At 65.0% G+C, this 13,628-nt stretch carries 9 protein-coding genes and 1 other RNA gene; 4 read left to right on the plus strand and 6 right to left on the minus strand.

Annotated elements, in window-relative coordinates; genetic code table 11:
- The first annotated feature begins 25 nt into the window (after positions 1-25).
- The gene (locus AB0J29_RS23580) at positions 26-7,294 is read left to right on the plus strand and encodes an amino acid adenylation domain-containing protein (RefSeq protein ID WP_364789980.1); all 7,269 of its coding nucleotides are present in this window, start codon (positions 26-28) and stop codon (positions 7,292-7,294) included.
- Between the two features lie 10 nt (positions 7,295-7,304).
- Here the strand turns inward: AB0J29_RS23580 and AB0J29_RS23585 are convergent, their stop codons facing one another.
- Positions 7,305-8,141 carry a helix-turn-helix transcriptional regulator gene (locus AB0J29_RS23585; protein WP_364789983.1) on the minus strand — a complete coding sequence of 279 codons (837 nt, stop codon included), beginning with the start codon at positions 8,139-8,141 and terminating at the stop codon, positions 7,305-7,307.
- A 125-nt stretch (positions 8,142-8,266) separates the two neighbouring features.
- Between AB0J29_RS23585 and AB0J29_RS23590 the strand changes: the two genes are divergently transcribed.
- The gene (locus AB0J29_RS23590) at positions 8,267-8,683 is read left to right on the plus strand and encodes a hypothetical protein (RefSeq protein ID WP_364789986.1); all 417 of its coding nucleotides are present in this window, start codon (positions 8,267-8,269) and stop codon (positions 8,681-8,683) included.
- 235 nt (positions 8,684-8,918) lie between these two features.
- Here the strand turns inward: AB0J29_RS23590 and AB0J29_RS23595 are convergent, their stop codons facing one another.
- From AB0J29_RS23595 to AB0J29_RS23610, 4 genes are all read right to left on the minus strand, one after another.
- Positions 8,919-9,326, minus strand: coding sequence for a hypothetical protein (locus AB0J29_RS23595; protein WP_364789989.1), 408 nt, complete (start codon positions 9,324-9,326; stop codon positions 8,919-8,921).
- Between the two features lie 294 nt (positions 9,327-9,620).
- Entirely contained in the window at positions 9,621-10,199 is a 579-nt protein-coding gene (locus AB0J29_RS23600) for an NUDIX domain-containing protein (RefSeq protein WP_364789992.1), read from the minus strand.
- A gap of 46 nt (positions 10,200-10,245) precedes the next feature.
- Complete coding sequence (locus tag AB0J29_RS23605; RefSeq protein ID WP_364789995.1) at positions 10,246-10,533, minus strand: hypothetical protein; 288 nt, start codon at positions 10,531-10,533, stop codon at positions 10,246-10,248.
- 43 nt (positions 10,534-10,576) lie between these two features.
- On the minus strand, positions 10,577-11,464 hold the full coding sequence (locus AB0J29_RS23610) for an alpha/beta fold hydrolase (RefSeq protein ID WP_364789998.1): 888 nt from the start codon (positions 11,462-11,464) through the stop codon (positions 10,577-10,579).
- Positions 11,465-11,571: 107 nt separating this feature from the next.
- Between AB0J29_RS23610 and rnpB the strand changes: the two genes are divergently transcribed.
- Positions 11,572-11,987: RNase P RNA component class A (rnpB, locus tag AB0J29_RS23615), an RNA gene on the plus strand.
- A gap of 92 nt (positions 11,988-12,079) precedes the next feature.
- Positions 12,080-12,985 (plus strand): slipin family protein, encoded by a 906-nt coding sequence (locus tag AB0J29_RS23620; protein WP_364790001.1) that lies wholly within the window; start codon positions 12,080-12,082, stop codon positions 12,983-12,985.
- A gap of 222 nt (positions 12,986-13,207) precedes the next feature.
- Here AB0J29_RS23620 and AB0J29_RS23625 read toward each other — a convergent pair whose 3' ends face one another.
- Positions 13,208-13,588, minus strand: a complete 381-nt coding sequence (locus AB0J29_RS23625; RefSeq protein ID WP_364790004.1) for a hypothetical protein — start codon at positions 13,586-13,588, stop codon at positions 13,208-13,210.
- Positions 13,589-13,628 lie beyond the last annotated feature (40 nt).

Consider the following 13,628-nt stretch of genomic DNA (forward strand, 5'->3'; position numbering starts at 1 on the left):
CGCGACTGTCGCGATAGGAGTGACTGTGACGTCGGAAACCAGGACGAATCCCGAAAGAACCAGCGAGGCATGGCCGGTCAGCGCATATCAGCGCGACGTACTCGGCCTGGCATTCCGGCTGGCACCGGAACCCGTTGCGCAGCAGACCTATAGCCTGCGCGTGGATGAGCCATTGGATATCGAACGGCTGCAGGCGTGCTGGCAGCGGGCTCTGATGGGCGATGATGCATTGCGCCTGCGTTTCGCCTTCGAGGACGGCGAGTTCCGCCAATGGATTTCGAATGAGATTCCGCCGGTCGAGGTCATCGACCTGACCGATGCGCCGGATCCCGAGGCCGCGACCCAGGAGTGGCTGTGGCGCGAGGTCGGAGCGCCGGAGCGGCCGGATCGGCCCGCACGGCTGGCCGCGGTGGTGGACCGGCCGGATCGGTTCTTCCTGCTCATCTCGGTCCATCACGCGCTGGCCGACGGCTATGGCATGAATACGGTCATCGCCACGCTCGATACCGGCTACAAGATGAAAGACGTTCCGCTCGAACAACTTGCGGTACCCGAGCCCGCCAATGAGCACACCGATCGTTCCGTGGCCACCTATCGGCGGATCACCGAGGACGACGAGACGTACCGCGCCTCCGAACAGTATTCGGCGGACCGCGACGGTCTGCTCGCCGCACTCGACGGTGTCGAACCGGCGCTGTTTCCCAACCGGACCAGCTCGCCGAGAATCGCCCGCGGACACTACAACACGATGATCTCGGGGGAGTACCTCGATCGCGTCCGCGCCACCGGAGTCACTGTCTTCGCGTATCTGACCGCCGCGCTGGCAACGTATCTGGCGACCATCCACCGCACCGATCAGGTGGTGATCGGCGTCCCGATGTTGAACCGGCACTCCGCGGAGACCTATCGCACACAGGGCCATCGTGCCAATGTCGTCCCACTGCCGGTGCGCGTCGATCGCGATGTGCCGCTCTCGCGGATCGCGGAGCAGGTGACCCAGCAGATCCGAAAGCTCAAGAAGCATCAGCGTTTCCCGTACGGCGAGCTGACCCGGGCGCTGAATCCGGATCCGGCCGCGCCGCCGCTGTACGATGTCGCCTTCTCCCACACCAAGCTGCCGGATGCCGATTACGTCCACGAGCTGCTCTCCGAAAGGGGATGGACGGTACACAATCCGGGTTCGGTGACCAACGCGCTGACCATCGTCACCGCGGAAAACGGCCGCGATGGCTCGTTCAGCCTCCAGCTGTTCTACGACAAAGACATTTTCGACGCGAGCTTCCCGATCGAAGCGGCGCTGCGCAGCTTCGGCGAAATGGTCACCGCTTCGCTGGACCATCCGGAGACGCCGGTGAGCGGGCTGCCACTGCTTTCGAAGCGGGCGAGTGCCGAAGTCGCGGCCTTCGAGGCGGGGCCGCGCGTCGAGTTCCCCTACACCACCATTGATCGGCTCTTCACCGAAAAGGCCGCTGATCACCCGGACCGGGTGGCGGTCGTATCCGCCGACTCCGGCGAACTGACCTACGCCCGATTGTCCGGTCTGGTAGACGGTTTCGCAGCTCGGCTGCATGAACTCGGTGCCACCGGCAACGAGTGCATTCCGGTGGTGCTGTCTCGTTCGACCGATATGCTCATCGCGGTGCTCGGCATCCTGCGTGCCGGATGCGCCTACGTGCCGCTCGACCCGGAATACCCGGCGGCGCGCATCGAAACGGTTCTCACGGACTGCGAAGCGCGTTTCGTGGTCGCCGGAAGTGAACATGCGCGGGTCTACCGGGACCTCGGCGTCACCCACGTCACGGTCGTCGATGCCTTGTCGGGCACCGTCGAAAACGTCTCGCATCCACATGATTTGAGCTATCTCATCTACACCTCGGGTTCGACCGGTGTGCCCAAGGGGGTGATGGTCGAGCACCGCTCGGTGGTCAACCGGCTGACCTGGATGCAGCGCCGCTACCCGCTGTTCGCCGATGATGTGATTCTGCAGAAGACGCCCGTCACCTTCGACGTTTCGGTGTGGGAGTTGTTCTGGTGGGCCATCGCCGGAGCCAAGGTCGCGCTACTCGAGGTCGGCAGTGAGCGCGATCCGCGCCGCATCGCCGAGGCCATCGAGACGAATGCGGTGACCGTTGTGCACTTCGTACCGTCCATGCTGGCGGCCTTCGTCGACGAGTTGGAGGCCGATCGGACCATCGTGGCGCGCATCGCGAGCCTGCGCCGGGTGTTCTGCAGCGGCGAGGCGCTGCCGCCCGCGCTGGTCCGCCGCTTCCACGCGGTCTTCAGCGCGGTCGGGCAGCAGCCGCCGCAGTTGGTCAACCTCTACGGACCCACTGAGGCCACCGTCGATGTCTCGTATTTCGATTGCCCGGCCGCTAGCGACGGCTCGCAGGTCGCTCGAAAGAGCCAGGACGATTCGCTCGATCTGGTGCCCATCGGCCGTCCGATCGACAATATCGATCTGCTGGTACTCGACGAATCCGGTCGTCGCATGCCCATCGGTGTGCCCGGCGAACTCAATATCGCCGGAGCCGGTCTCGCGCGTGGCTACCGCGGCCGCCCGGACCTGACCGCGGCCGCATTCGTCGACGATCTGACCGTGCTCGGCCGTCGCCGGTACCGCACCGGTGACCTGGCGCGCTGGCTGGCCGACGGCACCCTGGAATACTTGGGCCGATTCGACGATCAGGTCAAGATCCGCGGTAACCGGATCACCCTCGGTGAGGTGCAGAATGCAATCCTCGACTGCACGGGGGTGCGCGCCGCGGTTGTCGTCGATGAGCAGTCCGAGACGCATGGATTGCATCTGGCCGGTTATTTCGTCGGCGATGCGGTGACCGGTGACGAGATCGCCGAACAGCTCGTGATTCGCCTTCCGCGCTACATGATTCCGACCCGGCTGCTGCGGGTCGACCGGATTCCGTTGACGCCCAACGGAAAAACCGATCGCAAGGCATTGGCGCGCGCGGCGGTGGTTTCGGAGCGTGCGGACGTCGTCGGCGTGCCGATCGAACCGCGGACACCGGTCGAGGCCGAGCTGGCACAGGTCTGGCGGACCGTGCTCGGTATCGACTCCATCGGTGTATACGACAACTTCTTCACCCACGGCGGCGATTCCATCCTCGCGCTATCGGTACGCACCGCCGCCGAACGCGCCGGACTGTTCTTCGATGTGGATGCCTTCTATGAGCATCCGACCATTGCCGAATTGGCCCAGATCGTCTCGGATGGCCCGGACGGCAACCGGATTCGCATTGCCGATCCCTTGGCGACGGTGCCGCTGATCGACCGCGCCGCCCTGCACCGGGCCGAGGATGCCTTCCCGGCTACCGCGCTGCAGCTCGGCATGCTCTTCCACAGCATCGAGCGCACCGATTCGGTGACCTACAAGGACGTATTCCGCTATCGGCTGGAAATGCCGTGGGATGCCGCGCAATTCCGTGCCGCATTCGACCGATTGGTGCGTCGGCAGCCGGCATTGCGGTCCTCGTTCGAGCTGAGCAAGTATTCGATCCCGCTGCAGGTCGTGCACACCGGGATCGAATACGAACTGGAGATCATAGATATCTCCGACCTCGATCCGGTGCTGGCCGATCAGGACGTCGAGGACTACACCCAGGAGCGCAGGCACGCCCAGTACGACTTCACCCGGGCTCCGCTGCATGCCGTCCGGGTATTCCTGCGGCCATCCGAAAGTGCCCTTCAGACTATCGATCTGGTGCTCAGTTTTCATCATGCGATCCTCGACGGCTGGAGTGTCGCGACCTCGGTGCTCGAGCTGCTGGTCGACTACCTCGACAAGGTGGGACTGATCGAAACCGGCATCGATGACACGCCGCATACGGCCACCGTCCTCGCCGAATACGCTCAGTCCGAAATCGCTGCGGTGCATGATGATTCGGCCCGCGAATTCTGGCGCGCGGCGCTGTCCGGAGCCGAGCCGACCGCGCTGACCACCCTGGGGGTCCATGAGGGTGCGGGTGCGGAGGAACCACAGGCCGCCGCGGTGGTGCCGCGTCGGCTCGCCGAGCGGGTCACCGCGTTCGCGGCCCGGCACCAGGTGCCCGAGAAGGCGGTCTACCTGGCGGCGCACTGCCTGACGCTGCGGACGGTGACCGGTCGCGCCGATATCACCACCGGTGTGGTCAGTCACGGCCGACCGGATCGGGCGGGCGCGGAAAGCATTGCGGGCCTGTTTCTGAACACGCTGCCGATGCGGCTGGACGATACCGCCACCACCTGGCGCGCCGCGGTCGAACAGATAGCGCGCCGGGATCGCGATGCCTACCCGCACCGACGCTATCCGCTGCGGTCGATCCTGGCCGATGGCGGGCCTGCCTTCGAGACGGCATTCAACTTCATCAACTATCACGTCTTCGCTCCGATTCTCGGTGCGGACCGGGTCACCCTGTGCGAGTTCGACGTTCGCGAGGACACCAATTTCCAGCTGTTGGTGACGGTCGCCAATGATCCGCGCGACGGCCGCGTGTGGGTGCGGGTCAATGGCGATCACACGCTGACCAAGGATCAGTGCGAGACGGTCGCGGTGACTCAGCTGCGCATGTTGGCGGCGATCGTCGCGGATCCGGATGCGGCGATCGATCGTGGCACCGGCCCGGCGACCGCGCGCGATGTCGGCACCTTGGTCGCTGACGCGGCCGCGCTCAATCCGCAGACCATCGCCGTCCAAGGCGACGAATCCAGCATCACCTACGACGACCTGATCGAGCGTAGCGAGCGACTCGCGCGGCGGCTCGGCGGTTTGGGCGTCCGGCCCGGCGACCGGATCGGCATCCTGATGAGTCGTCGGCCGGAATTGGTGCTGCTGGTATTGGCACTTATGCGGATGGGCGCTGCTTGCGTGCCGCTCGATGTCAGCTATCCGCGGGCCCGGCTGAATCTCATGATCGACCACGCCCGCCCGCACTGGGTGATCGCCGATGCCGGCTATGCCGAGATCGTCGACAATATTCGACTGGTGCTGGACACCGCGGAGCTGTTCGATCCGACCGACGATAGCGATACGGAATTCGCTGTCCCTGATGTCATTTCGCCCGACGCGGTCGCCTACGTACTGTTCACCTCCGGCTCCACCGGCGAGCCCAAGGGCGTCGCCATGCCGCACCGCGGCCTGACCACACTCGTGGACTGGCAGAATCGCACCCCATCGGGTCTGAACCTGGCCAGCACCTTGCAGTTGGCGCCATTGAGCTTCGACGTGTCGTTCCAGGAAATCTTCACGACCCTGGCGGCGGGTTCCACGCTGCGGGTGAGTTCGGCGGACTTGCGTGCCAATGTCGAAGAATTGCTGAATACCGTTGTCGACGAGGGCATCGAGCGACTATTTCTGCCCTATGTTGCACTGCAGGCCTTCGCGGAGGCCGTGGTCGCCCGGCGCATGTTCCCGGTCGACCTCAAAGTGCTCGCATCCTCCGGTGAGCAATTGCGCATCACCGACGAGATTCGCGCATTGTGCAAGGTGGTGCCGGGCCTGCTCTTGGAAAACCAATACGGCCCAACGGAATCCCACGTCGCGACCATATTCACGCTCACGGGCTCACCCGACGACTATCCGGCGCTGCCACCCATCGGCCGCCCGGTCGACGGCGATGCCGTCGAACTGCTCGACAGCGCACTGCGCCCGGTGACCGATGGTGTTATCGGTGAGATCTACCTCGGCGGCCGTTCCGTCGCCCGTGGCTACCAGGGCCGTGCGGCACTGACCGCGCAGCGCTTCGTGGCTACCCACGGCGGTGGCATCCTTTACCGCACGGGCGATCTCGGTGTGCGGCTGGCCTCCGGCGATCTCGTCTGCCTCGGCCGCAGTGACAGTCAGGTGAAGATCCGCGGCTTCCGGGTGGAGCCGGCCGAGGTGGAGCTCTGCATCCTCGGACTGGTCGAGAAGTATCCGGCCATCACCGAAGCGGCCGTGGTGGCACGGGGCTTCGGCGGCATCGACGGTGCGCTGATCGCCTTCCTGGTCGGCGACGCCGAGCCGGCCGATCTGGCCGCGCTGCGCCACGATCTGCGCGCCGTACTGCCCATGCATATGGTGCCGTCCCGATTCGTCCTCCTCGACGAACTGCCCCGCACACCCAGCGGTAAGCGCGACGACGGCGCATTGCGCTCGATGGTCGAATCGGCATCGGAATCGGATACCGCGCAGCGAGAACCGGCCGACGAATACGAGCACTCCGCGGTCGAACTACTCGCCGAATACGCCGGACTGCGCTCGATCGGTCTCGACGACGATTTCTTCGCCGCGGGTGGCACCTCCATCGGCGCCATGCGCGTAGTGATGGGGTTGTCTCGGCGCTTCGGCGTCGAAGTGCCGCTGGACTCGTTCATCGGCGCTCCGACGGCCGCCCAAATCGCCGCGCTGATCCGGTCCGGAAATACCCGGCGCACGTTCGACCCGCTGGTGCCGATCACCGTCGGCGGGCATAAGCCGCCGCTGTTCCTGGTGCATCCGATCGGCGGAAACGTGCTGTGCTATTTGGCGCTTGCCCGCTACCTCGATCCGGATCGCGCGATCTACGGCCTGCAGGCCGCGGGCGCCGATGCGGGCAGTACACCGGAGAAGACGATCGTCGGGATGGCCGAGTCCTATCTGGCGGCGGTGCGTCGAGTCCATCCAGAGGGGCCATACCACCTGGCCGGCTGGTCCTTCGGTGGCAATGTCGCGCTCGAGATGGCGCGGCAACTGCCCGAGCGGGAGGTGGCCAGTGTGACGCTGCTGGACACCATGGCCTTGCGCCAGCAGGCTCGCGAACCCATTGCCGAGGAGCAGCTCATTCGCTGGTTCTTCCTCGAATTGCTGTGGTACGCCCGCGGAAATCAGGCCGCGCTCGTCGATTTCGAACCCGACGTGCACGGATCCGAAGAGCTCTTCGATGCGATGCTCGCGGAGGCCATTCGGTCCGGCATCCTGCCCGCTGATAGTTCACCGCAGACGATCCGGCGGCTCTACGAGGTGTTCAACGCCAACTACACAGCGTTGCTGGATTACCAGCTCGAACCCTACGACCGCGATATCACCCTGTTGCGCGCCGAAGAGAAGCTGCCACCGGGTGTGGATCTGGCGCACTCCGTCGTCGGCAGCATGTTCGACAGCGCGAACAACGGGTGGCAGCAGTACGCGGCCCGGCGCTTCACGCTGGTCCCGGTGCCCGGCGACCACCTGCACATGATGACCGAACCGCACGTTCGCGAGGTCGCGGTGCAGTTGGATTCGGCGCTCGCGGCGACCGATCCGGATCCGGACCGGGAGCTGGGCGCCGAAATGCTCGACGCGTGATGGATCTGGTTCACCTGGTCTGATCCGCCGACGAGCTGTTCACCGCCGCGAGTCCGCGCAGGGCCGCGGCGGTGAATTCGTCGAGTGGGTAGAACAATTCGATCGCGAGTTCGGACAGCGTGACATCGGCGGGTGCGCCGAAGGTGGCCATGGTGCTGAACATGCGCATTTCGCCGAACGGTGTGCGGATGCGCAATGGGACCTCGAACGGACTCGGTTGTGCCGCATCGTCATCGGGTGCATCGATGAAATCCGGCGGCAGGGGATAGGCGGCGACCTCGTCGTGGAGTGTCCGGAGTTCGGCGTCGCCGGTGGCATTGACCTGGCGAGACAGCCGCTCCAGGAACAACTCTCGCACCTGGGTCAGGTTGGCGAGGCGGGCTGCGAGACCGTCGGGGTGCAGCACCAACCGGTAGACATTCGGTCGCGGCAACATTAGCGCTTCGGGGATATCGGACATGAACAGGCCCATGGCGTTATTGCCGGTGACCATATTCCACAGGCGGTCCACCACGACCGCCGGATAGGGCTCGTGCGCGGTCAGCATGATGTCGAGTGCGGAGCGGACCGAGGCCAGGTGTGTATCGTCGAGACTGCTCTCCCGATAGGCGGGTGCGTAGTCGGCGGCCAGCAACAGGGTGTTGCGCTCCCGCAGTGGCACCTCCAGCGCATCGCAGAGCCGCAGGACCATGGCTCGGCTGGGTTTGGCCCGTCCGGTCTCCATATAGGAGATGTGGCGCGCGGAGCTGTCCGCGGCCAGCGCCAGGTCGAGCTGGCTGAGCCTGCGCCGCTGCCGCCAGTCGCGCAGCAGTGCGCCGACCCGCGATTCCGTCTGATATATCGCCACCTGGGCAGGTTAATCAGCGGCCTGAGCGCGCGGCCATGACCTCGGAGGTTATTGAGACCTTCACCTCAGGCCCGGCATGGTCGGTCTCGGGAGCCGATCGGCTGCCGGATCGATAGGAGAAGAAGATGAGCGCACTCGTCGCGCGTACCGATACCGACTACCTGCGTACCGTCTTGCGCCTGGACGGCTGGGGTACCGGGGTATTCGGCATCATCATGCTCGCCGCCGCAGCGGCGCTGAGCGGTCCGTTGGGGCTGCCGACCGCCTGGTCCATCCCATTCGGTGTCGCAATGATCGGCGGCGGACTGGCGCTACTGCTCATTGCCGGGTACCCGGATCTCGTGCCGAGCCATGCGGTCGCTGTGATCGGGGTGAATGTGGTCTCGGCGCTGGCCCTGATGGTGTTGGCGTTCTCGGGTCTGCTCGAGTTGACCGGGCTCGGAGTCGCGTTCCTGCTGATCGGCGCGGTGTGGGTTGCGGTGTTCGCGGCGCTGCAGATCAACGGGGTACGACGAGCCGGGTTGTCGACGTCACCGCGATGAACGTCTCCTGCTCCAGCCGCTGATCATGCTCGCCGCAGCGCTGTCGGCGCCCGGTGCAGGCGGCCGGACTCTCATCTGGCGATGGTGCACCGACACCACCAGCGCGCGCAATCCCGCGCTGCCGATCAGTCGCCCGACTTGCCGGTCGGTATCGTAGGTGGCCGAAATGCTGCACGGTTGTCCGGCAGTCTTGGCTGGAGGGCCGATCCGGAACGATACGCGCTGAGTCGTCGGCTCAGCGTAGTCGTCCGCGACGAGTCGTCAGTCGTCCGTCGTGCATCGCTTGGTCGTGCAGCGACTCGGTTGTCTCGGTGTCGCGTTCGTGGGCGAGATCCAGCATGGTGAGCCCGGTTTCGCGGATCAGTCCATCCAGATCATCGAGCATTGCGGCAATCGCATCGCTGGCCGTCCGAAGTTCGGCGGGGCTCGGATCCGGGCGATCGAAAACCATGCGGAGTTTATGCAGCCGCAGTCCGGTATCGAAGAGGCGCCGCACCAGCCGATCGCTGGAATCGGTGAACGCGGTTGCGGTTCCGGATAGTTCCCTGTTGGGGCCGAAGGATCGTCGCGGCGTACGCCATGAGCCTCGGCTGCTGCCCACGCGGGCGCCGGTCCGGGAGCTCGACCGCACATCGTCGGGCATCAGAAATCCTCCTGAGTCGTTGATTCGTATTGGTGGCCACGTTTCGGGACCCCGGAGACGTGGCCACTCTACGCGCGCGATTTCGGCGGCAACGGACGGCTCCTTCGGAAACCGATACCTGTATATCCTTCGTACCGCGTAATTGCTTGGTAGGCAACAGGATCACAACCTATCCGAGGTGAGGCGATCGGTGGGGGCTGCTGCGCGTGGCGAAGGGATGGACAGCAGGGGATGGCAGTAGATGGTGTGCGGGAGTCGCGCGAACTGTCGATCGATACGTCGATCGGTAGTTGCTCACAGCTCCGGAATCCTTTCGGGGAGTAGCGGTTCGAGTTTCGCGAGGAAGCGCGCGAAATGCGGATCGGCGTCGGTGCGGTCGAACGTGTCGATTTCCCACCAGCGCGCCTCGCCGAATTCGATCGGGTCCAAGGTGTATTCGCAGGTGCGGTCGCCACGGATGACGTACCAGAGGCTGACATCCTGGTGACCGCTATCGGTTCCGACCGTCGTCGTGACGGTGAGGAACAGCGGTTCGGTCCCGATGACGGTGAATTCGGGATCGATGCCCAGTTCCTCCTCCGCCTCGCGTGCCGCGGCGGCCAGCGGATGTTCTCCCGGCGCGATATGCCCGCCCGTCGGCAGCCACAGCCCGGCGCGGAGGTGTCGGCCGAGCAGCACGCTGCGTGCTCGTGGGTCGACGAGCACCACATACGACACCAGATGCCGTGGGGGAGTGTCGGGTTTGACGCGACGGAACACATCATCGGTCGAGGCCAGCCAGGCCCGGGTGTCCTCGATATGCTGCCGCTCCAGTGTATCGAGCGGCGTGATCCCGTCGAGGATATCGGCGACGGCGGCGGTCGCGCGCTTCATGGGAGCGACTGTAGCCGCACGCACCGACAGGTTTGCGCAGCACGGATCAGTCGAGGACGACCTGGCGTAGCCGGGTGGTGTAAATACCGGCGCGATCGAGCGCATCGGTGGCGGCGTCGGGTGCGATCATGGTCTCCTCGAAGACTTCTGGTACCCCGGCGATGCAGTAGGCCAGGGTCGTGAGTGCCCCGATCCCCTGGGTATCGACCAATATTCTCGAGGCCTGCAACAAACCGTAATCGGCATCGAGCTCGGTCAATTCCCGGCGTAGCTCCCGCAGCCGATGAGACAGCTGCTGCTGCCGCCGAATCTCCAGCGCCAATGGATCGGTCATCGCACGTTCTCACTTCCGGCCGTCGATGTGGCCGTGTGCCGAGCTAGGGCCGCAGCACCGACACCAGGAACTCGGTCTGGTCGTACACCGTCTGCTCGAAGACATCGTCGAAGTAGACATCGAAATGCCCCACCGGATAACGCTTTACGATCGCATGCTTGGTGCGTTCGGCCGCGCGCAGTGTCGGCTTCGGCGGTGTGATGGTGTCGTTATCGGCGACCGCGTAGAAGACCGGCATCTTCAATGCCTTGGCCCGGCGGCCGGGGGAGTCGAACAGTGTCGAGAATGCCACGCGGGCAGCGACTTTCGGCTCGTAGGTCTCGCTCTCATCGGCGAGCCTGCCGTAACCCTCCGGTGCGTCCGGTGCGCTCATCAGCGCCGCGGAACGCTTACGGCCGGCCAGCCGGATGCGAACGGGTTTGCGCCGGATCGGACCGACGAGCAGATCGGTGGCCGCGATGGTGGCCACTTTGGTCAGGCTGGTCGGGCCCTTCGCCATGGCCGAGGCCCAGCCGCTGGTGAACGGAACCTGGGCGACGACGGCCGCGATGTAGTCGTCGTCGGGCGCGACCGACAGCACATGGCCGCCGCCGAAAGAGGTGCCCCACAGCGCGATTCGGGTCGCGTCGAAGCCACGCAGTGTGCGCGCGTAAGCGATGGCCGAGCGCCAGTCCTCGCGTTGCCTGGCGATATGTAGTAGCTGACGCGGCGCACCCTGACTTGCCCCGAAATGCCGGTAATCGAATACCAACACACCCATTCCGGCGGCGGCGAAGCGCCGGGCGTACCTATCCAGCCCCATCTCCCGATTCGCGCCGAGACCGTGCCCCATGACGACGAGCGGACGGGGCTTGGGGATGCCGGCGGGCGGATACAGCCAGGCAGCGCAATGCTCGCTCCCCGAGGGAAAACTGACCTCGACACGTTCCATGGCACCTCACCGTACTGTTTCGGTCCGAACTATTGCCCCCCGACCGGTCGCAAGGTCAGGCCAGTCAACAAGGTACCCCGTGATCGAAGTAGGCTAAACGCTGCGGACGAGTTGGCCGGGCGGCCGCGGTGATGGGAACGGGCGCATGAGTGCCGCAGCCCGTCGCCGAGGAAAGTCCGGACTCCACAGAGCAGGGCGGTTGCTAACGGCAACCCGGGGTGACCCGCGGGAAAGTGCCACAGAAAACAGACCGCCCATGATCCCTCGGGATCATGCGGTGAGGGTGAAACGGTGCGGTAAGAGCGCACCAGCGCCCCGGGTGACCGGGGCGGCTAGGTAAACCCCGCCCGGAGCAAGGTTGAAGGTCGCATCGTTCGCGGTGCGGCTGCGCAGGTGTTCGAGGGTTGCTCACCCGAGCCTGCGGGTGGACCGCTCGAGGCACCCGGCAACGGTGTGTCCAGATGGATGGCCGTCACCCGGTGTGAACCGGGGACAGGATCCGGCTTACAGGCCAACTCGTCCGCCCCTGCAATCCGGTGCTCGCCGGTGCCATGATGGAAGGTGACCGCTGAGCCGGAATTCGGTGCGGTCAGGCACTTCGCACGGGGTGTAGCCATGGATATTCTTACCGTTATCGGGGCGATTTTCGGGGTGGGTGCGATCGCGGGCGGCGTGCTCTCCGCGCTGAGCGCGCGTGTGGTCAGCCAATACGAGAAGGGGCTGGTGTTCCGGTTCGGCAGGGTGGTCGGCACCCGAGATCCCGGACTGCGCATGCTGATTCCGTTCGTCGACCGGATGCGTAAGGTCTCCACCCAGATCGTCACCATGCCGGTGCCCGCACAGGACGGCATCACCCGCGACAACGTGACGGTGCGCGTCGACGCGGTGGTCTATTTCCGGGTGATCGATCCGGTCTGTGCGGTAGTGGAGGTGCAGAACTATCTGTTCGCGGTGGGGCAGGTGGCGCAGACGTCCTTGCGTTCGATTATCGGAAAAAGTGATCTGGACAGCCTGTTGTCCAATCGCGAGGAGTTGAACAAGGGGCTGGAGATCATGATCGATAGCCCGGCGCTCAGCTGGGGTATTCATATCGATCGGGTGGAGATCAAGGATGTGTCGATACCGGATTCGCTGAAGCGCTCGATGTCGCGGCAGGCCGAGGCGGAGCGGGAACGGCGGGCGCGGGTGATTTCCGCCGAGGGCGAATGGCAGGCGTCGAAGATGTTGGCGCAGGCGGGCGCGCAGATGTCAGAATCGCCGGCGGCGCTGCAGTTGCGGTTGCTGGAGACCGTGGTTCAGGTTGCGGCGGAAAAGAATTCGACATTGGTGCTGCCGTTCCCGGTGGAATTGCTGCGGTTCCTGGAGCGCGGTACGCCAGCCGAGGTGACCGCCACCGATACTGCGGCCGAGTCCACCCCGACCGCGCCCGAATCCACACCGGAGATCGCCCCACTCGAGCCGACACCGGCGCTCGGTCAGGGCGACACGCCAGCGGCCGAACAAGACGGTATACGCCCGTAACGCAACGGGCGTATACCGATACGGGTACGGCCGACCATTTCGAGCGACCGGCAAGCAGTCGCCGATTGCGCCGTACGACCGCATCGGTAGTACAACGTAAGGAAACCGGGCCGATGTCCATACTGATTCCCGTGATCGCGATCATCGTCATGATCACCGTGGGGTATGTGTTGAAATACCTGCCCAGTTATTTGCCGTGGCCGAAGGATTGACGGGTTCCGCTCAGCAGAGCATCTTCGCCATCTGATAGATGGCCTGGGCCTCTTCCTTGGAGGCCTCGATGGTGCCCTTGGTGCGCTTGATGACAGCCTGGACGACCTCGTCCTCGCTCTTGCCGTCCTTGATGTCCTTGCAGGTTGCGACCAGGATGTCGCGGATCTTGGTGTCGTCTTTGCCCTCGGCGAGCTTGGGGAAGGCGCTGCGGTAACTGACGACGAACGTCCCCGCCTTGACGTTGTCCAACGTTTCGCTGCCGGCGGTCTCGGCCGCCGAAGTCGTCGCGGCAGCGGGCGCGGCGGAAGAGTTTTTGTCATCGCCACAACCGGCAAGGAAGAGGGCGAAGACGGTAAAGCTGGCCGCGATCGCGGCGGTAGTTCTGGTCACGCAGCGGGATGTTAGCGGTACTTGGCAAACGTCGCCTCCC

Origin of the sequence: Nocardia sp. NPDC049707 (genome assembly GCF_040674855.1) — a bacterium.
In the GTDB taxonomy this organism is placed as follows: Bacteria; Actinomycetota; Actinomycetes; order Mycobacteriales; family Mycobacteriaceae; genus Nocardia.

What these genes read in the sequence shown, in the direction of transcription:
- AB0J29_RS23590 (WP_364789986.1), top strand. Translation starts at nt 8,267, where the DNA reads ATGAGCGCACTCGTCGCGCGTACCGATACCGACTACCTGCGTACCGTC.
- AB0J29_RS23620 (WP_364790001.1), top strand. Translation starts at nt 12,080, where the DNA reads ATGGATATTCTTACCGTTATCGGGGCGATTTTCGGGGTGGGTGCGATC.
- AB0J29_RS23595 (WP_364789989.1), bottom strand. Translation starts at nt 9,326, where the DNA reads ATGCCCGACGATGTGCGGTCGAGCTCCCGGACCGGCGCCCGCGTGGGC.
- AB0J29_RS23600 (WP_364789992.1), bottom strand. Translation starts at nt 10,199, where the DNA reads ATGAAGCGCGCGACCGCCGCCGTCGCCGATATCCTCGACGGGATCACG.
- AB0J29_RS23605 (WP_364789995.1), bottom strand. Translation starts at nt 10,533, where the DNA reads ATGACCGATCCATTGGCGCTGGAGATTCGGCGGCAGCAGCAGCTGTCT.
- AB0J29_RS23610 (WP_364789998.1), bottom strand. Translation starts at nt 11,464, where the DNA reads ATGGAACGTGTCGAGGTCAGTTTTCCCTCGGGGAGCGAGCATTGCGCT.